This window comes from Labrys sp. ALF-8, assembly GCF_059699065.1.
The window spans coordinates 65,744-83,810 of sequence record NZ_AP048540.1 but is presented as its reverse complement, the minus strand read 5'-3'; the positions used below and the strand labels follow the sequence as shown (position 1 = coordinate 83,810).

Below are 18,067 nucleotides of genomic sequence, written 5' to 3'. Positions count from 1 at the left end.
TTTCGATGACGTCAGGGCTTTCTAACCACTGTCGAATTGGACCCGCAGCAAGCCTGAGATACGTATCCAGCCCCTCCCACATTGTTCGGTTGGGCTGCTCTTTTGGGACGACGTAGTTCATTCAGAGCTTCCTTCAATGGGTTGGGGTAAAGCGCCGAAAAATCGAGATCACGCTGAATGAAGACGATGATCTGCGTGCCCTGGTCGATATTGAGAGTGGGAGGGATGTTGACCGAGCTCTTCAGCGCGGTATTCGCCATGTCGGACATCGTCTGGCTGATGGTCTGCTGCGCTTGCGAGGTGCCCTCTTGCGCCGTGCTGGATCCGCTGTTGGAGCTTGTTGATCGCTGTTGCCCGCCCGGCGTCAGACCCGCAATGAACGAACTCACACCGCCGATGATGGAAAGAGCGCCGGCGGCTCCGAAGCGCTGCAGATAGTGGTTGTCCACTTCGCCAGTCAGGCCCGAACGTCCGAGGTCATCCGTCCCATACGATCCCAGATCCACGGAGGTCCCATCCGAGCGCAAAGCGCGGGTCCAGATCACGAGAACACGGGTCTGGCCCTGTGAGAGACCCGACTTGTATGTACCCGTGAGCATCGTGCCCTTCGGCAACAGGATGCGCCGACCGTCGAACGACCAGGTGTCCTGAGACGTGATGGCGCGCACCATGCCCGGCAGATCGGATTGCATGGCTGTTTCAAGCACGCCGCGAATGAGCGTGCCTTGCGGAATCAGAGCATCGGTCCGCAGGTTTTGGGTTGCCACCGAGACCTGCACCGACTGACTGCCGATCCCGCTGGCGAACTGGCGATTGGGATCGTCCTCCTTATAGTCTTGCGCCCCGGTGGCATTCGACGTTCCTGCTGCTGACGGCGTGGCCTGCACGGCGGCCTGCCCGTCAACCATGATCATCGGGGAGCGCAATCGCGCAAGACGCGCTGCCTCTTCCGCAGCTTTGCGCTTGAGCTCATCCTGGTCCACCGCGGGCGGTGAGGCCTCGACGGTCGGAATCGCGGTGGCTTCGATCGGGGGCGGCACCACCACGGGCGGCGCTGGCGGCGCTGGTGGAGGTGGAGGTGTCAACACGAGACGATTGTCGGGCTTGGCGGCCGGGAAGTCGAAAGAGAGCCCTGGGGCGGATTGGGCGGTGTTGAATTCTTCCTGCTGTTCCGCCTTCTTCGAGGGCTCCCGGAAAAACTGGACGTAGACGCCGACACCGATCGCGGCAAGACAGGTCCCTACCAGCAACACCGTCGCCAAAGGCCCTGCACGCTTGGGTGTAGGTGCGGCGACCGACTCGTTGAAGCGCGCTTCCGATTCAAAGTCTGAATTTGACATGATGATGCCTCTCCGGCCGCGCCGCTATTGCGACGCCGCGCTGGCCTTCTGATTGAAAACGCAGGTAGCGACCGGACCATTGCGCAGCGTCCACTGCGCTGCGACCTTGTCGATGACGATGTAGTCGCCCTCGCGCCGATAATTGATCAGGGTTTCGCTTCGGTCGCTCTTTACCGCGAAGATCGCCGGGATCTCGGCGCCCTTGGCAAACTGAAAGAACGTTTTCACAGAGTCGTCGAAGATCGCGAGCGGCTTGTTTTCCGGGCTTCCCTTGTAGCCATAGGCGTAGTTCAGCTGTTCAGGATGCTCCAAGGCAGCCTTGATATTGGGCGTGCTGACCATGTCCTTGGCCTGCGACATCAGCTTCGCGTCCGAGATCTGCTCGGGAAAGTTGAAGCGCAGCTTGATCACCGCCCGCCTCGTATCGCCGGGCGCGGCTCCGTGCAGCATGAAGTTGTAGACCCGCTGCGACGTGACGACGTTCATGTTGGTGACGGCGTTTGGCTCCAGGGGCTTGATGAAAAGATAGCGATGCGTCTGGTCCGGCGTCGCCTGCCAGGCGACGGTATCGCCCATAGTGACGGTCGCTATGCGTTCATCGTCCCCGAACTCGATCATCGTCGAAACGCCCATCATCGTCAGCAATGAGATGATGTTGTCTTTCTGATAGCTGACCGTCTTGATGCGGGGATCCGCCTTCACGGCCGCTGGGGTGCTTTCGGCGTGGGCGGAAAGCGGCGCCAGGGCCACGAGGAGGCCGATCAGAACCCTGACTAGCTTCACTGCTGCACTCCCTCGGTCGGGGCCGCGACAGTCGGCGTGATCTTTTCCTGATCTCGGCGATACTCGAACACCTGGAAACCCAGCGGATTGTCGAACCGCCAATCCATCCGGATCGGTGTCGAGGTGTATTTGAACCGCACGTTCGCAACCCAATCAAAGGTCTGGGTTTGCGTTGGAGAGCTCTGCGTTGTCGAGAAGCGCACCGAAGCGGTCCTCTCGTTCAGGAAACTCACGGACTTGATCGCCACGCTGACGGTGGTGTCCGATCCGTAGAGCCGCTGGGGATTTTGAACGTTGCCGGGCGAGAAAGATGCCACCAGGTCCTGCGTGGCCTTTCCCGTCGAGAACAGTGACGCCTTATCGAAATTATCTCTCAGGCCCTTGGGATCGTAGGTTTCTCGTGCGCGGATGAATTGAACGATGTTGCTCGTCGTCACGGCCTCGTTCTGGGTCAGCGCGCCGCTCTCGCTCAACGGGCGCATGACCTGCAGGTAGCCGGTGCTCTTGTCGACTTCGAGCGTGACGACTTCCGTTCTCTGCAACGGAATCATCAGCAAAATCGCACCGATGGCCAGCACCAGCAGCAACCCCAGGAATATGGCGAGTGTCCGCCAAAACGCAGCACGAGCCCGGGTGAGGCGATGGGTCGACTTATCCCACGCCTCCCCGTCCCTATAGTATCGCGGATCCAGTTGGGCGGCCGAATCCACCATCGCGGCTTGCGCCGTCTCATTCGTCATAAAGACCCCCGAAAATATCTATGTTTTAAGAGCGAGCGGCTTTGAGGGCTGCTTCGAGCGTGGCGTTACGCCCGGCCCAGGCTCGGCCGGCAGCTGCTACCCCTGCTCTAGCGCCCTGGTACCCAGTGGACGCCCCTAACGCACCGAGCGCGACGGCGGCTTTCCCGGCAAGCCCCATATGCCCCAGCATGCGCCCCGCCTCGAGGCGAGCTCCGCCAGCGATACCGGCCGAGATTGTGGGCGCCTGGAAGAGGAGATAGGTGGCGGTGGCGCACATCAACACGAACGGAATGACCAGAGTCAGGTCGATGGTCTCGTTGCTCGAGATCTGCGCGGCCAGCACGCCCATCGTGTCCTTCAACACGATCATCATCACGCCAAGGATCCCGTAGACGACGACGGGGATCACAAGACCGTATTGAAAAAGCGCTGCCATCCAACCGGTGAACATGCCCGACGTGAACTGAAACAGCGCCAGGCAAATGAAGATCGGTGCGGACGCCAACATCAAAAATAGCGCCACCTTGCCGAGAATGAGCAGCCCGGCCGCGACGCACAGCAGAAACCCGACGATGATCAGCACCGCTGCGCCGAGGATCATCAAGCCGACCCCCGTCCAACCGCCTGCCTGTGTGATGTTCTTCGAGGCGTTCGTCGCCGTGGCGAGCATGTCGCTCAGCGCTTGCGACATGGAACTGGTATCCGAGCCGCAATCCGAGGAGCCTGTGCCCTGACAGATCACGGTCGCCACATCATTCGGCGCCTTGATCAGGACATCCGCGACGAGGGGGCTGAAGGTCGCCCACGACGTCGCCATGGTATAGATGATCGCAAGACGACCGACGCGCCACAAAAACGTTCCGCCTGTCAGGCCGACCTTTCCGATCAGCATTTCGTAGCCCCACCACACCACGAAGACGGTGGCGCCGGACCAGAAGACGGGGGCCAAAGCGGTGGCAAATGCGGTGTACATGGTCTGGACCATGCCCGTGCCCAAACTGTCGATGCGGCCAAACAAGGCGCCAAAGATATCCGTTGTCGTTGACATGGCCGATCTCCACCTATCGAGCTTGGCTCGCCCCGCCCGCGGGGCGAGCCGTCCGTTCAATTAACCGGGCGCATCGGCCCGCAGTCGCGGCTCGAAGCGAAGGCCGCTCCGGACCAGAAGTTGGCTTTGGCCGAGCAAGGCGCTGTGAGTTCGGCGTGCGCGCACGCCGAGAGGGCCAGGATCGCGATGCCGACGAGCAGCTTGAGGAAGGTGCGGGCCATCAGTGAACGAACGCCGCCTTGGCCGGATCGTAGACCATGAAGGTCGCCGCCCTCGCCTGTGCAGCCAGTTCGACCTGCTGCTGAGCATTCAACGCTGCGTTCGTGGTGTTCGTCACCCCGATCAACTCATTGATCGTTTGCCCCGTCTGCACCTGAAGTTGGCTGTTCTGGTCGATCGAGCCCTTGATATCGGTAGCCGTCCCGATCTGGCTGGCAGCTGACGTGAAGGCTTGGGTACGGGCGGTGGCACTGGTCTGCGTTCCCTGCACCATGCTGGTGAGAGCCGCTACCGTGTTGACTGCGCCCATATAGGCCTTGTCCGTGCCGGACAGGTTGGCGGTATTCGTGCTGCCGCTCAGCGATTTCACCAGGTTGAGGCCGTTCAGGATCGTGGTCGCCGAGTTCGCAAGCGACCCCAGATTGCCCCAGGACATCTGCCCACCGCCGAGCAGACTGCTCAGATCCGGAGCGCCGCCCATCGAGAACCCGCTGCCGAGTGCGGCGGTCGCCAGGTTGCCCGTCGTTCGATTGCCGGTCACAGCCGCCAGGGTCTTCTGCACGGTTTCCATGATCTGCTGGTTAGTGCCCATAATCTGGGCCGTGTTGGAGGCAGTCTGGGTCGCCTGCGACAGTGTTTCGCTGTCGATGACCGGGACCTGGGCATGCGCGACGGCGCTGCCGCCCAGGATCGCCAACGCCAAAGAGAAGATACGGATGAGCTTCATTTCTGAACTCCTATTTTGTCCGTTGATCGGGCCGGGGAAGATGACTGCGGCCGCTTGGGCCTCAGCGGTGTTTCGTGGCAAGAGGGTTCGGAGCAGCTTCATTCCGAACCGCCCTATTGGCCGTTGATCGAGCCGGTTGCAGTGACTGTCGGCGCCCCCGCTGTGCTCTGAAGCTGGTCCAGGGCCTGGGCGACCGCGTCGTAGGTCGTCGTACCCTGTGTCTGAACAATCGAGTTGTCCGCCTTTTGGGCCGTGACCTTCACGAAGGCCGCTTTGCTGGCGTCAAACTCCATGGCCTTTTGGGTCGCACTCGTTACAGCGGTCTGCTCCTCCAGCTGTTGGTTTCGGATCATCAGGGTTGTGTTTCCGACCTGCACGGCCTGATTCCAGATCGCGGCCGAGCCGACGCGGACGGCCGAATTCTGATCGAAGCCCGCCTGGATTCCATTTGCAGATCCTATCTGGGAGGCGAAGCCTTCGAGCGTTCCCTTGTTCTGCTGCAAAGCGTTGGCGATAGCGGCGGTAGCAGCGAGAACCTGGCCGAAGTTGTTGCCCTTGAGCGAACCAATCGAATTGGCCACCTGGAACAACGGCGTGAGGTCCTGTCCACCGATTGTCGCCGAGCCGGCATAGACCGCGGATCCCGACGTACCGTCGCCGATCCAGTTGCCGCCACCCGCACCGCCCTGCGCTCCGATATTGGCGAAGGAACTGCCGGTGACATCGGATGAACCGATCTGCGCGGCCGGCCCCGCACTTCCCGGCGTTGCGACGCTGCCCTGTATCCCCTTGGTCGGGGACACGGTTTGCTCACTCGCTTCCCGCGCCTTCTGCATGCAGTTCGCGATACCCGTTTCCTGGGTCAGGCGCTCGGCATCGGTCGTCGGCACCTGGGCGAAGGCCGGCGCGGCGATCAGGCCCATCAACATTGCAGCGACAATGCAAAATAGTCTCACGTCACTCCTCCTTCTTCCAGCCGCAGAAATACGGCAGCCAATTTTGAGGTTCGTCGCCGTACTTCGCGCGCAGCTCGGCACACTCCATGACGCGCTCCGGCGTGCCGGAAAGGACTTTCACAAAGTCCAGCATGTGGGAGAGATCCAGCGTGGCGATCACGGCGTCATTGTTGTGCCGGATCAGGAATTGTCTCGCTTCCGGCGGGGTCGAGCGGATGAACTCCATCTCGGCGTCTGTCACCGCAAAGCCCTCGTCCTGATAGCTGAGCTCATCAGCCTTGGGGTTGGGGAAGAACAGGTTCGTCGTGGATTGCTCGATGATCGTGCGCGACATCTTCGAACGCACGATGTCCGCCGCCGATTGCGTGCCAAAGCCCACCAGGCCCTTGAGCTTGCGGATCGTCTTCAGCTTGTCGTTCAGGAACCACGAGAACCGCTCGTCGTTCAGGATCTTCCAGCCTTCGTCGATGAACATCATGAACGGGCGGACCCCATCCAGCATGCCTTCGATCCGATGAAAGATGTAACCCAAGGCAGCCGAACGAATATCGTCGTCATCGAGGATCTTTGTCAGATCGAACCCGATGATCGCCTTGTTGGAATCGAAGCGGTCGACCTCGTTGTTGAACAGCCAGCCGCGCTGCTTCAGCCAAACGTCGAAACGGGACTTGAGGTCGTCATGCCCCTGCCGCTCGCTGCCCTGCAGGAGGTAGCCAAACTCGTGGAATTTGCGCTGCATCTTCGGAACGCGGAAAGTCTGTTCCACCGCGTCCTCGATAATTTTCTCCTGCTCGACAGTGAGCTCCGCCGTGCCCCGAGGCCGCAGCAACAGGCGCATCAGCTGAAGCACGAAGTCCCGATCGGCCGGCGTGTCGTCAACCTGCAATGGGTTGAAGCCTGTCGGCTCGCCCGGCGCCAGCACCTCGTACTGGCCGCCGAGCGCCCGGATGAAGACCTCCGCACCACGGTCCTTGTCAAAGAAAGCGCAGGCCGGCTCCGGCCGGACTCGCATCGCCTGTGCCATCAGAAACGACAAGGCGACCGTCTTTCCCGAACCGGTGGGCCCGACAACGGTGAAGTTTCCGACCTGATTGACGTGGAAGTTGAAATAGTAGGGGGTCTTGCTCTTGCTGAGCAGCAACGAGATCGCCGGCCCCCAGTGGTTTCCGTCCCGCTTGCCGACCGCATAATTATGGAAGGACGCGAAGCCGACGAAATTGGCCGAGGAAATGATAGGGTTGCGTGCAATAAACTCGAAATTGCAAGGCATCTGCGCCCAAAAGGCTGCTTCCAGGTTCAGGTCCTCTCGAACCGTCACGATCCCCTGGTTCTGGATCGCCTTCACGAGCTCTGACATGCAGGCTTCCATGGCCTTCCGGGTATTGCCGAGGGCCATGACCGTGAAGTGATACCGACCGTTGACCGCGCGCCCGCTGACAATTTCGTTCTTGGCGGTCATCACCTGGTCCAGCAGTTCGGTCCCTCGCTCGTCGGAGGTGTTGAGCTGCAATTCCACCATGTTGATGTGCGTCAGGGATTCAGAACGATCCGACAGGGCGAAGGACTGGCTCGCGATGAACTCCCCGTCGATCTTCAGGAGCTCATCGAAGACGCCGCTGAAGGTCCGATCGGTGAATTCCCGAATGCCGAGGAGCGCCGCAAACCGCGTGCTCTCGGGAGAGGATCCGCGCAGCTCCAGCTCGCGCTTGCCAAATGTAATGCGGCGGGTGGGCAGATACTCGTCCAGCCCCATCCTGGGCAGCAGCATCTTCTCCGGCACGCCGCCATTGAAGAACAGCTCGAGGAATTCCACCACCTCCGATCGCTTGAAGCCGTTGGCATCGTTCACGACCGAAAGGGTCCGGGCGCCCATGGCCGACATGTCGCGCGTGAAATTCGCGACCTGCTGATTGAGCTCCATCAGGGCTTCACGTTCCATCATCTCGGCGGATACGCCTGCCGATTTGCGGAAAGTGCGAAGCACCTGGTCGGCCCAGCCGACCTTTCCGTGGTAGCCCTTGCGGATCAGGGTCAGATAAAGGTCGTTGACGTAGAGGCGCTTATCGCGCAGCCCCGCCATATAGCGTTCGTTCAGCTGGCGGCAGAACTCATTGTCGAAAGTACCCGGCGCCACCGGCTCGATCCGCCGGCGCACAATGTGGGCGTAGATCGCAAACCGGCTGTCGCCGAGACTTTTGATGAGAGTATTCCGGACGGCCGCCTTTTGGTCGATCGCGGATTGATCTGCCGTATCGTGGCAAAATCCCTCGATCTTGACGACCTGCATCAGCATGCCGTCCTTGGTGCGAACGGTCCGCTCGTCGACATGGCGCGTATACGGCACCTGGTTCGCGACGGGCTTCTCTCGGCCGGCTTCGACGCCGTAGATCATTGAAGAGCGAACTGTTTTGGCAAGGGCCACTGGGCACCGTCCGGATCAAGGCGAATAGGAATTTCCGCCCCAGAACCCTTTGTTCCGGACCGGCAAGCACTTCTTCACTTTCACAGCAAAGATGTCGACGAACCGCGGATCGCGGATCGTAAAGACGTAAAGGATGGCGTGGAGCGGCAAAAACAGGAACAACATGAAGATGTTATGTGATTGCAGGAACGCCATGGCGACGACGACGCCCTCAAGAATGAAGGCGCCGCGCGGCACGCCGAGCACGAGTGTCGGCCTGGTGAGGGGCAGAATGAGAGGTGCAATCTCAATCGGCTTGTCGGGTTGGTATGCCATTGGCTTGCCCAGCGACCTTGTCCCGTGTCAGCCTCCGCTACCGGCGCCGCTGCTCAACGCGCTCACGATTTGAGCGCCGCCGAAGATGAAGACGATGCCGACGATGATCGAGATCGCCATGCCCCAGGGAACCATGCCGCGAAACGCGGTGTAGCCGCAGACCGCTACCATGATCGTGGCGACGGTCGTGGCGAAGGTGCCAGTCAGAAACTGCAGGATCTGCGAGGCCATCGTGTTGACCGGCTGGAACAGATCGCCAGCCGCGAACGCGCTGTCGGCGTTCCCGATCAGGACAAACGCACCGAATGCTGCGATCATCAACGCGTGCGTGACACGCGGGTTCATAGTCGTCATTCCTGGTTATTCTCCAAGGTTAAGGACGCCGCCAATCCATTGGTTGACGGCTGGTGGGGTAGCCCGTGGTGCATTGACCGGGAGAATTCCCCGGCCTTCCGCATTGGTGGATCCGGTGATGTCGCTGTCGGCCGACGCAATGGCGGCCTTCGCGCTCCTGCCCTTTCGGGAGCGCTGCAGGGCGTTGTCGAAGTCGAAATATTCGTTCGCCACGACCGCTACGTAATTCACGGTCTCGCGAATGGGCGGCACGCCGCGCGAAGCGTAGACCCGCTTCGATCCCGCATTGTAGGCCGCCAGCTGCAAGTAGATGTTCCCGCCGAACTCGACATTGAGATCTTTGAGAAAGGCGATTCCGCCTCGAATGTTCTGCTCGGCGTTGCAGATATCGGTGACCTGGTAGCTCGCGGCTGTCGACGCGAGCAACTGCATCGGTCCGCGTGCGCCGGCCTCCGAGTTGTTCTTCTGGCCGTAGTCCGATTCTTGGTGGGCTATCGCCAGGGCGAGTTTAGCGTCAGCCCCTTGTCGGCTCGCCTCGACACGGATCATCTCCGCGATCTTCTCCCGAGGCACCTCTCCATCCTTGCAGCGAGGCAGGTCCACCCTGCCCTCCGCTTCAGTGGGTGCGGGTTTGGGCTCCACGGCCGCCGCCCCTTCCAAACCCGTCACGCTTCCAGATGTCGTAGCGGCCGAGGGCTGCGAGGGAGTATTGTTTGTGGCGCTTACGGTCACCTTTACTGCAGGTAGCGTCACGGAATCGTTCGCCAACGCGAAACCGGGAATGCTCGTGACAGCAATCGAGCATGTCAAAGCGAGTTTTATGGCGTGATGCGAACCCAGCTTCATTGCAATTTCCCACAGTGCCCGACCCGACTTGCCCACGCCCCCCGGGGGGACTCGGCAGGGGCATTCACCGCCGCGAATTATCGTTTGAAGAAATTACTAATAGTGAATATGGTTTAGGTCTAGTTATTATTTTTCGTAAACCACTTCCGGTGGGGAATGTGACCAAAATGCACCTACCCGTGCTCAGTTTGAGCAAAAAGGCGCATAAATATGCAAAAGATAACAGATAGCGCGGGGCTTGCGGCAATGAGAGCCGCGTGTTCAATGTTAGTCAACGAGAAAATAGAGGGTATATAAATGGCCGTGAAAGAGAACGCCGCAGCCGTGATCCTGTGTGCCGGAATGATTGCCGGGGCGGTAATGCCAACGCCCGTAAGGGCCGCGGACGCTTCCTTTGGCTGCAAGGTTCTTCTTTGCCTTGGCGCAACGTCATCAGCCTATTGCGTGCCTGTGATGGCGAAGCTTTATCGTGACCTGGAACACGGCGAGCCATGGCCGATTTGTGCCGAGGCCAATCAGGTTGGCGGCCTCAATCACGTTCCCTATGAAAACTGCCCAGCGGGGACCCAGGCGGGCTCCATGGTCAGGGATAGCTCTAAGGACGGTGGAGGCAGCAGCTGGGTAGCGAGCGCCAACGGCAACCTTTGCGGTCGCGTGACGACCACGCGGGGGATCGGCAAGGACTCGGTATCCACCACGAGTGTTTCCACGACGCCCCGTCCGACCCGCGACAAGCCCTACAACGTCGTCATCTCCAACAACGGCGTTCAGCAGACCATCTGGTTCGCCATCAACCCCTGATCGCCGTGCGCAAGAGGAGGCATGCATGCCAGTCATCCGAGTAAAGACGCAGAACGAGGCCCTGGGCGAGGCTGGCTTCTGGCTTTTCGCCCTTCTCTTCGCCTTTGTCGCATTGGGAATGCTGGCGCTCGGCTGGATTCACAATGGCCTCCTGCCGACTGCCGGCTGGGTTCATTTTTTGGCGGCGATCGGCGCCATCGCAGCAACAGTCACCGCGGCGGTCGGGTTCTGCGTCCTTCTGATCGCGCGGGTCGCGCGCTCCTTCGTTCGCGCATTCCGTACCGGCAAGTGATCTGCCAATGCTACTGAAGCGCTTTCTCCTCGCAGGTTTGGCAGTCTCGATGACGCAGGGTGCGGCCAACGCCCAACTCACACAGGCGCCTGCCGCGCCTGCCGACGGGTCGCAGTGGCACTCTGTCGTCTACGCAGACCTCTCGACCGCCACTTCCAGTACCGCCGCCTACTCGCAGCTTTGGGCCGAAGAGATTGCCCAGAACGACTCTTCCTATGTCGCTCAGGGCGACCTCAGTTACCAGGGTCGCCACGCTCCCGCGATCGAGGCCCATTTCGTCGTGCGCAGCCCTGAAAAGATCGCGGTCGTTTCGATGCTGAACACCACGTCCGGATGCTCGGTGAAAAGCCTCGCCGGTCCCGCTGGCATAACGGTCAAGCTCTGCCCGTTGAAGCTTGCCATCTACGAGGGCGGCAACAAGACAGTGACGACCGGATTCAAGGCCTGCTTCCTGGAGATGCAGCAGCCGTCCTCGGACCCGACCGGGCTTGGCACTTTTGCCTCCTACGACATTGCGCATAGGGCGATCCGGATCGGCACGCTCATCGGGCACGAACCCGTGCCAGGATGCGGCAAGAATATCGGTCTCTATCAGAGCCTGCCGCAATGACAGGCAGTACCCTTAGGGCTCCGCCCATCAGCGCACGGTCAAGAGGCGTCCGCCCAGCTTCGGCGCGCTTCGCCGCGCCTGCAGCCGGTTCCCCGCGACGCCTCGGGACCGCTTGCACACCCGCTGTTCCGCACGAGCTCGGAAGCAGGACGGACCCTGCTTGCCGGGCCAATCAGAAAGGAAGGCAGTCCATGCGTACGCTCGCAACTGCGATCACAATCTTTCTTCTGGGGCTAGGTCTCTCCGTGGCCTCCGCCGCACCGCTCAAGCAGCAGCGCATTGTCGCGGAAACGGTTGATTTGTCGGGAAAGTCGCCGGCCAATGTTCAACTTCAGATATGGGCGGATCGAGTTCCCGCGCTGTTGGCACAGCGCCAGAGCTTGCAGAAGTCAGTTCCTACCCTGCCACTCGTGGCAGAGTTCTTCACGACCTCCTTTCAGAGCGGCAGCACCCGGATCGTAGTGTCGGCCGTCAATGATCAATGCTCGTCGGTGGAGACACAGCCGGATGATCTGTTTTGCCCGGCGCGCATTGCCGAGCTGCGCGACGGAGCGGTGAAGGTCCTCAAGGAAATTCCCGATCTCGACATCCACCTGGTGCGCGGTGAGGCCGGGTATGACGCCACGTCCAATAGGTCGGCGTCCGACATGACCCTGGCGGCATTCGATCCCTCCACGCAGACGATTTCCGTAATGACCGTCGAGGGCGGAAAGGCTCAGCCTGGCGCCAACACTTACAAGCTTCACTAGGGTCGGTGAGATGAGGAAATCGATTAGACCCGTAACTCTCCTGCTGGTGGCGACGATGGCATTCCCCAGCTCGATCGCCATGGCCTGCCAGACCTACTCCGCATCCGACATCGCGAATGCGGTCAAGAACTCGCCCAACGCCAACAGCACCCTCAAGAATGCATCCTGCGATTTCGGAGGAGCGGCCATCGCGGAGTCGGGTGGAAACACCTGCTCCTCGAACGGCAATAATTTTGGCGTGCTCCAGCTCACTCGATCCAACCTGCCCGCTGGAATGACCCCTCAGGAATATCTCAACCTGCCTATGCAGCAGCAGGTGGACATCTGGGCGCAACAGGTCGGCAACTCCAACACGACAGGTGGCTATCAAACCCTGGCCAACAACTCATCTATCGGTGGAACTTCCGTGACGGCGGGCATGATGTCGGCCTGTTTTCAGTTCGGGCCGGGCATCTGCAAGAATGACATCGCATACATGCAGGCGAATAACGGCCAGTGCCCAACCGCCGGCAGCGGGGGTGTCCGAGCGACCGGCGCCACTTTGAGAAACGGAACGGCCAATCTGGACGGCAATAACCAGAGCATCTGCTCGTGGGGCGGAGCGATCCAGAACAAGATCAACCAGGCTGCGGCCACGTGCAAAAGCGGCGGCAGCTGCATGGTTGGCGGTGGCGACCTCACCGATACCACGACGTCGACCGCAAGCAGCCTCCCCTCCCCCTCCTCGTCCGATGTCAACGTTGCATCCGGACTCGTCTGACCCTTCTCCCAAGCGACCAACTCCAAGGCGGCCTAGGCCGCCTCTTTCTTTTTGTTCAGGAGATCCCAAATGTTCGTGCCCCGCTGGCTTCTCGCGCCCGCCCTTGCCGCGCTGTGCCTCATCCCTGCGGCCGTGGCGCAGCAGTCGCCGGCGCCGCAGGCGGCCCCCAATGTCTTCGCCATCCCTCAGTCCGGAATCAGCTTTATAACCGGCGACACGTGGGAACAGGGTTCGCAGCGGCTCCGTCTCTACGGCATCCAGTCTTGTATACGCGGCACGGCCTTCACCAACGCTGCCGGCGCGCGGCAGGATTGCGGGGAAGCGTCCCTCGCCCTCTTCGCCGCCCTGGTGAGAGACACCCACCCGACCTGCACGCCGATTGCCCAGATTCCTGCGACGGCGAGCCAAAAAGCGGTGATCATGGTGGTTTGTGCGGCGCACATTGGACAGAATGCGCCCGATTTGGGCACCATAATGGTTACCCAAGGTTATGCTTTTGCTGCATTCACAAATCAGGGCGCTCCTGTATACAAACCCTATTTGGTGGCGGAATTGTTGGCCAAGAAGAACAGAGCCGGGTTATGGGGAACGCCGGATTTCGTGCATCCCAATCTGGTCTTGTTCAAGGCGTTGAGCACGGGTAAATAATCTTTCATGACGGGTGATAGCGACAACAAGAAATCGCAGTACAACGCTTACCGCAAAAGATGGCTTTCGGAGGCCCTTGGCGACGATTTCGTCAACACCTATGCCCACCTGTCGAAGGACGATCACGCCCGCGTTCAGCAACTTGCGAAAGAACATCAGCAACGGATTCCCAAGCTGATTGGCGTACTCGTCCGCGTCGGCCTGGACATTGTCGCCCTGAAGCAGCCGCAGCTTCCTGAAAAGGCGCCCGAGCGTCCAGCTCCGAACCATAACGACATCGCCAAGCTGACCGACCTGGTGCTGAATTCTCGCTTTCCGGGTGATACCGGCGCGGCTCGATTCCGGGTTCTCGCAGTTCTGAACCTGATTGATCTCGAGACCCGTCAGGGCCGCGTCCCGACCGGCAATCAAATCGCGGTTCGCGCCGAGACGCATCCCTCCTATATGAACTTCCTCACTCGGGTTCTCGAAAAGCGGGGGCTCATTGTCCGCACGCCGCTGCCCCACGGGGGCACGGGCGGCACCCGGCGTGCCTACGGCCTGGCTATTCGGCCCGACGCGATCGAGGCGCTGCAGAAGGCTCACATCGAGGAGGCCGGCTTCCGCATCGGCGAGGCGCCACCCGCGCCGTCTTCCGATTCCGCGGGATCCTAGAGCATTTCATTCAGTCGTCGGCGCGGGCCGCAGTGCTGCTCAATCCGTCTGGCGAGGCCTGTGTGCATCCAGGCGCGCGTCTCTTCGTCCGCAATAGCATCGGCGCAGGCGATCAGCTCCTGGACCAGGGCGCTGCGGGTTTCCGGGCCGTCGCCGATATGCTTCCGCAGGGAGCGGCGCCATAGCGCCTCCTCGAGCCCGACCGAAGTGTCGAGGATCATTTGCATTGATGCCGGATCCTCGCGCTGCAGAAAGCTGTCTGGATCCGCGCCCTCTGGCAGTATGCCGAATTTGACGATGCAGCTCGGGCCGGCCTCTGCCAGTGCGTCGTCAACGATCCTGTCCATCGCCGCCGCGCCCGCCTTGTCGCCATCAAGCAGGAAGATGAACTCGTGGGTTTGCGGCAGCGCCCGGCGCAGGGCTGACAAGCTGACGGCCGTCCCCTGCGAGCAGATGGTATGCGTGAAGCTATGCCGGTGCATGGTGATGGCATCCATATAGCCTTCCACCACCACGACCTGGCCGCTCTTGGCAATCGACGTGAGTGCCCGGTCGATGCCAAAGAATGCGCCGCCCTTGTGAAAGATCGGCGTCTCTCGCGAGTTGAGATATTTGGGACCGGCGTTCGGTCCGTTCTCGAATCTGCGCCCGCCGAACCCGATGGATCGCCCTTGGACATTGCAGACGGGGAACATCAGCCGGTCCCGAAAGAACCCAAAGCCCTCTTGAGTGAAGAGACCCGCCTTATAGGCAACGCCGCGTCGAATTCCTTCTGCCGAGAGGGCGGCTCGCAAGCCGTTCACAGAGGGCGGCGACCAGCCCAGGCCCATTCTTTTCGCGAGACTTTCGCCAACGCCGCGCTCCTCCAGGTAGCGCCGGGCATGGTCCGCCGCAGCCTCCTCCCAAAGTGCATTCTGCCAATACCGTGCCGCGACGCTGCAGGCTGATAGGAGCTTTGCGCGCTCTTCGGATTGACCGGGTGTCGAGGTGTCGATCGACACGCCGGCCATGCCGGCGAGGACCACGATCGCGTCCCGAAAGCCCAGCCCCTTGTAGAGCTGCAGCCACTTGATCGCGTCGCCGTGCGTGCCCGAGGCGAAGCAGTGAAAGAACGCCTTGTCGTCATTGACCGTGAAGGAGGGAGTATTCTCGTGCTGGAATGGCGAGAGACCTTTGAATTCCCTTCCTGCCTTCATCAGCTTCACATCCTTGCCGATGAGCTCGGACAGCTTGACCTTGCTCTTGATCTCGTCGACCAGGCTGGCAGCCAGCAGCTTCGACATTGCTAGGTCTTCTCTCGTTTCTTCAGGCTTGAGAACGCCTTGTCGAGCGCCGCGGATGCCGTCGCGGCCGTCATGCCATCAGGGAAGCCCGCAGGCGCGGGAATTCGTCCCTTGCCCACCAGATCCGTCACCAACTCGATTTGCCGGGCGCTGGCCATTCGTGGCCCCTCGGTCGGATCCCGGTCCTCGCGCGGCCCGAGAAAGCGTTCGCAGATCTCCCGCGACTCCTTCATGCCTTCGGGAACCGGCACCTTGTCGCGCTTTGCCTTCTGCTCAACCGCCCGCATCATGGCTTCGGAGGGCTTCACGGCCACGTCCCGTGCCAACCCGGCTAGTTCATCCGTCAATTTGGCGTGGAAAGCTGCTACGCAGTCGACGTACCGCATCTGGCCTTGCGCCACCTTGTCGAACTCCTCTTCGACCTGGCGGGTGAATGCGATCTCCATGAAGCCGAAGCGCCCCACCATCAGATCGACGGCATGCTCTCCGTCCGCTGTGGGCCGCAACTTGTCGCCCATGGTGGTCACGTAGTCCCGGGCCTCGATCGTCTTCATGATCGACGCGTAGGTTGACGGGCGACCGAGCCCTTCCGCCTCCAGCTTCCTGACGAGGCTGGCATGGGTGTATCGACCAGGGGCCTTCGTCTGGCTGGTCGTGACCTCGCCTGAAGCGGCCGCGATTGGCATGCCTGCCAATAGCTTTGGGACCGGGTTGCTGAGCTCCCCCTCTCCTTCCTCGTCTTCGCCCTCCTCCTGATCGCCGGCCGTGCCAACAACCTTCATCCAACCGGGATCTGTCAGCATGCGACCGTCGGCCTCGAAATGGATCTCGCGACCATCCAGGTCGGTGAGCGCCTTGAGGACGACGGCACGCTTTGCGTACCGCGCGTCCATCAGCTGGGAGCCGATCGCCCGCAGACGTATAAGCCGATAGAGTGCGCGCTGCTTATCGGTCTCTCCCGCTTCTTCGACATCCCAATGGGTCGGGGTGATCGCCGGATGGCCGGCCTGTGCCCCGTCACGGACTTTGTAGGAGCGGCGCCTGGCGGCGACCTCCAGCCCCAAGACCGCTCCGATCGAGCGGATGGGATCCATCGCCTCGTCGGAAAGGTTGGGATTGTCCGTTCGGTGATAGGTGATGTGCCCCTGGTCGAAGAGCGCTTGCGCGAGCTCCATGGCTTCGTCCGGCCTAACGCGCAATTTTGCGCTCGCCACCTGCTGCAACGTCGACGTGATCAGTGGCGCCGGTGGCGGCACCCGCTGTTCGCCATCCGCTGCAGAAACCACGATGAGCGAGCGGATCTGTGCGACCCTGCCGGCAAAGCCCTTGTCCATGAAATAGGGTTCGTCGTCAGAAACAAAGCCCGGCTTCAGCCGCCACTTCGCGGACCATGCCCTGCCCTGTCCGGTGATAGACAGCTTGGCGCCAAAATGGGTCGTGCTCTTGAAATTCCGGATAGCGCGTTCTCGCTCGACCACCAGGCGCACGGTCGGGCTCTGCACCCGGCCCGCACTCCAAGTGCCCTGGCTGCGATGGCCGGCCCGCCGGCCGAGCTCCGGACTGACGCTGTATCCCACCAGCCGGTCGACGACCCTTCTCGCCTCCTGGCTCGCAACAAGTCTCCCGTCAACCGTTCGGGGCTCGTTCACAGCCTTCAGGACGGCTTCCGGCGTGAGCTGGTTGAAGGTCACTCGCTTGGTTGTTTTGAGATCGAGGCCCAGTACCGTTGCAAGATGCCAGCTGATGCTCTCACCCTCGCGATCCGGATCGGTGGCAAGATAGATCTCTGCACCGGTTCTAATCAAACCGGCAATTTTCGTGATTGCGGATCTTCCTCTCTCAGTGACGACGTAGTCGGGCCGATAGGCGGGCGCGGCAACGCCCATCTCTCTGTCCGGCATTTCGCGGATGTGTCCGTAGCTGGCGACAATCGACCAGCCTTCCCCAAGGATCTTGCTAAGCTTTTCGATCTTGCCGGGGGATTCAATGACCAGGACCTTCATTCCGCGCCCTCGAGGTCAATAAGCTCACCGACTGCTTCGAACAAGCGAACGATCAAGTCGTCTGACCATCGCTCTATCACCACGGCCAACTCGCCGACGGCATCCAGGACCCGATCCTGTTCCACGTTGCTCTTGGACAGCATCAGTAGAAGGTGGCTGTAAGCGGTAAGATCCTCGTCGTTTTTCGCACATAGCTCACGCACTTCCGCCCAGATAGATTGACCGAGATCAATAGGCATTCACGTACTCTTCAAGGGCCAGATACGGGTCTTCTGCAGTTAAACTGCCTCGACAAGATGCTCCGGCTAAAGATGTTATAAACCCGCTGTTGCTACTGTTGCCCAAAGTATGCTCTTTTAACGGTTTGCTCTAGAACATTGTCATTTTGACGTCACGGCCTGACGTAAGGATTGATCTGCGTCAATTGCCGCGTAGACGCATACCGGATTGTCGACAATCCGGCATAATTGACAGTGTTGCCAATCTAACCCCTGCGAACAAGTTGATATTTGTTCGA

Annotated in this window: 21 protein-coding genes; 7 read left to right on the top strand and 14 right to left on the bottom strand. The window is 60.8% G+C overall.

Annotation, left to right across the window (positions count from 1 at the left end; genetic code table 11):
* Positions 1 to 11: 11 nt before the first annotated feature.
* The 11 genes from virB10 to AC6H34_RS30465 form a co-directional block, all read right to left on the bottom strand.
* Complete coding sequence (virB10, locus tag AC6H34_RS30515) at positions 12 to 1,340, bottom strand: type IV secretion system protein VirB10 (protein ID WP_497541426.1); 1,329 nt, start codon at positions 1,338 to 1,340, stop codon at positions 12 to 14.
* Between the two features lie 24 nt (positions 1,341 to 1,364).
* Positions 1,365 to 2,123, bottom strand: a complete 759-nt coding sequence (gene virB9 / locus AC6H34_RS30510) for a P-type conjugative transfer protein VirB9 (RefSeq protein ID WP_497541425.1) — start codon at positions 2,121 to 2,123, stop codon at positions 1,365 to 1,367.
* Entirely contained in the window at positions 2,120 to 2,836 is a 717-nt protein-coding gene (locus AC6H34_RS30505) for a VirB8 family type IV secretion system protein (protein WP_497541501.1), read from the bottom strand. Before AC6H34_RS30505 ends, virB9 begins: the two co-directional genes overlap by 4 nt.
* Before the next feature lie 52 nt (positions 2,837 to 2,888).
* A complete protein-coding gene (locus AC6H34_RS30500) occupies positions 2,889 to 3,911 on the bottom strand; it encodes a TrbL/VirB6 family protein (RefSeq protein WP_497541424.1) in 1,023 nt (340 codons plus the stop codon).
* 56 nt (positions 3,912 to 3,967) lie between these two features.
* Positions 3,968 to 4,132 carry a hypothetical protein gene (locus tag AC6H34_RS30495; RefSeq protein WP_497541423.1) on the bottom strand — a complete coding sequence of 55 codons (165 nt, stop codon included), beginning with the start codon at positions 4,130 to 4,132 and terminating at the stop codon, positions 3,968 to 3,970.
* Positions 4,132 to 4,857, bottom strand: a complete 726-nt coding sequence (locus AC6H34_RS30490) for a type IV secretion system protein (RefSeq protein WP_497541422.1) — start codon at positions 4,855 to 4,857, stop codon at positions 4,132 to 4,134. Before AC6H34_RS30490 ends, AC6H34_RS30495 begins: the two co-directional genes overlap by 1 nt.
* 113 nt (positions 4,858 to 4,970) lie before the next feature.
* Positions 4,971 to 5,813, bottom strand: a complete 843-nt coding sequence (locus tag AC6H34_RS30485; protein ID WP_497541421.1) for a hypothetical protein — start codon at positions 5,811 to 5,813, stop codon at positions 4,971 to 4,973.
* A gap of 1 nt (position 5,814) precedes the next feature.
* The gene (locus tag AC6H34_RS30480) at positions 5,815 to 8,235 is read right to left on the bottom strand and encodes a VirB4 family type IV secretion/conjugal transfer ATPase (RefSeq protein ID WP_497541420.1); all 2,421 of its coding nucleotides are present in this window, start codon (positions 8,233 to 8,235) and stop codon (positions 5,815 to 5,817) included.
* Between the two features lie 15 nt (positions 8,236 to 8,250).
* Positions 8,251 to 8,550 carry a VirB3 family type IV secretion system protein gene (locus tag AC6H34_RS30475; RefSeq protein WP_497541419.1) on the bottom strand — a complete coding sequence of 100 codons (300 nt, stop codon included), beginning with the start codon at positions 8,548 to 8,550 and terminating at the stop codon, positions 8,251 to 8,253.
* Between the two features lie 27 nt (positions 8,551 to 8,577).
* Positions 8,578 to 8,904: a TrbC/VirB2 family protein gene (locus AC6H34_RS30470; RefSeq protein ID WP_497541418.1), complete on the bottom strand. Its 327-nt coding sequence runs from the start codon at positions 8,902 to 8,904 to the stop codon at positions 8,578 to 8,580.
* 6 nt (positions 8,905 to 8,910) lie between these two features.
* A complete protein-coding gene (locus tag AC6H34_RS30465; RefSeq protein ID WP_497541417.1) occupies positions 8,911 to 9,750 on the bottom strand; it encodes a lytic transglycosylase domain-containing protein in 840 nt (279 codons plus the stop codon).
* Positions 9,751 to 10,047: 297 nt separating this feature from the next.
* Between AC6H34_RS30465 and AC6H34_RS30460 the strand changes: the two genes are divergently transcribed.
* From AC6H34_RS30460 to AC6H34_RS30430, 7 genes are all read left to right on the top strand, one after another.
* Positions 10,048 to 10,551, top strand: a complete 504-nt coding sequence (locus AC6H34_RS30460; protein ID WP_497541416.1) for a hypothetical protein — start codon at positions 10,048 to 10,050, stop codon at positions 10,549 to 10,551.
* 25 nt (positions 10,552 to 10,576) lie between these two features.
* A complete protein-coding gene (locus tag AC6H34_RS30455; RefSeq protein ID WP_497541415.1) occupies positions 10,577 to 10,843 on the top strand; it encodes a hypothetical protein in 267 nt (88 codons plus the stop codon).
* A 49-nt stretch (positions 10,844 to 10,892) separates the two neighbouring features.
* Positions 10,893 to 11,453, top strand: coding sequence for a hypothetical protein (locus tag AC6H34_RS30450; RefSeq protein WP_497541414.1), 561 nt, complete (start codon positions 10,893 to 10,895; stop codon positions 11,451 to 11,453).
* Between the two features lie 191 nt (positions 11,454 to 11,644).
* Complete coding sequence (locus AC6H34_RS30445) at positions 11,645 to 12,202, top strand: hypothetical protein (RefSeq protein ID WP_497541413.1); 558 nt, start codon at positions 11,645 to 11,647, stop codon at positions 12,200 to 12,202.
* A 55-nt stretch (positions 12,203 to 12,257) separates the two neighbouring features.
* Positions 12,258 to 12,962 carry a hypothetical protein gene (locus AC6H34_RS30440; RefSeq protein WP_497541412.1) on the top strand — a complete coding sequence of 235 codons (705 nt, stop codon included), beginning with the start codon at positions 12,258 to 12,260 and terminating at the stop codon, positions 12,960 to 12,962.
* A gap of 69 nt (positions 12,963 to 13,031) precedes the next feature.
* Positions 13,032 to 13,610 carry a thermonuclease family protein gene (locus AC6H34_RS30435; protein WP_497541411.1) on the top strand — a complete coding sequence of 193 codons (579 nt, stop codon included), beginning with the start codon at positions 13,032 to 13,034 and terminating at the stop codon, positions 13,608 to 13,610.
* Positions 13,611 to 13,616: 6 nt separating this feature from the next.
* Entirely contained in the window at positions 13,617 to 14,264 is a 648-nt protein-coding gene (locus AC6H34_RS30430; RefSeq protein ID WP_497541410.1) for a winged helix DNA-binding protein, read from the top strand.
* Here the strand turns inward: AC6H34_RS30430 and dnaG are convergent.
* The 3 genes from dnaG to AC6H34_RS30415 are packed head-to-tail and all read right to left on the bottom strand — an operon-like array spanning position 14,261 to position 17,789.
* Positions 14,261 to 15,547, bottom strand: a complete 1,287-nt coding sequence (dnaG, locus tag AC6H34_RS30425; RefSeq protein WP_497541409.1) for a DNA primase — start codon at positions 15,545 to 15,547, stop codon at positions 14,261 to 14,263. The two genes, AC6H34_RS30430 and dnaG, sit on opposite strands and share 4 nt — an antisense overlap.
* Before the next feature lie 2 nt (positions 15,548 to 15,549).
* Entirely contained in the window at positions 15,550 to 17,550 is a 2,001-nt protein-coding gene (locus AC6H34_RS30420; RefSeq protein WP_497541408.1) for a type IA DNA topoisomerase, read from the bottom strand.
* Positions 17,547 to 17,789 (bottom strand): hypothetical protein, encoded by a 243-nt coding sequence (locus AC6H34_RS30415; protein ID WP_497541407.1) that lies wholly within the window; start codon positions 17,787 to 17,789, stop codon positions 17,547 to 17,549. Before AC6H34_RS30415 ends, AC6H34_RS30420 begins: the two co-directional genes overlap by 4 nt.
* Positions 17,790 to 18,067: the final 278 nt, after the last annotated feature.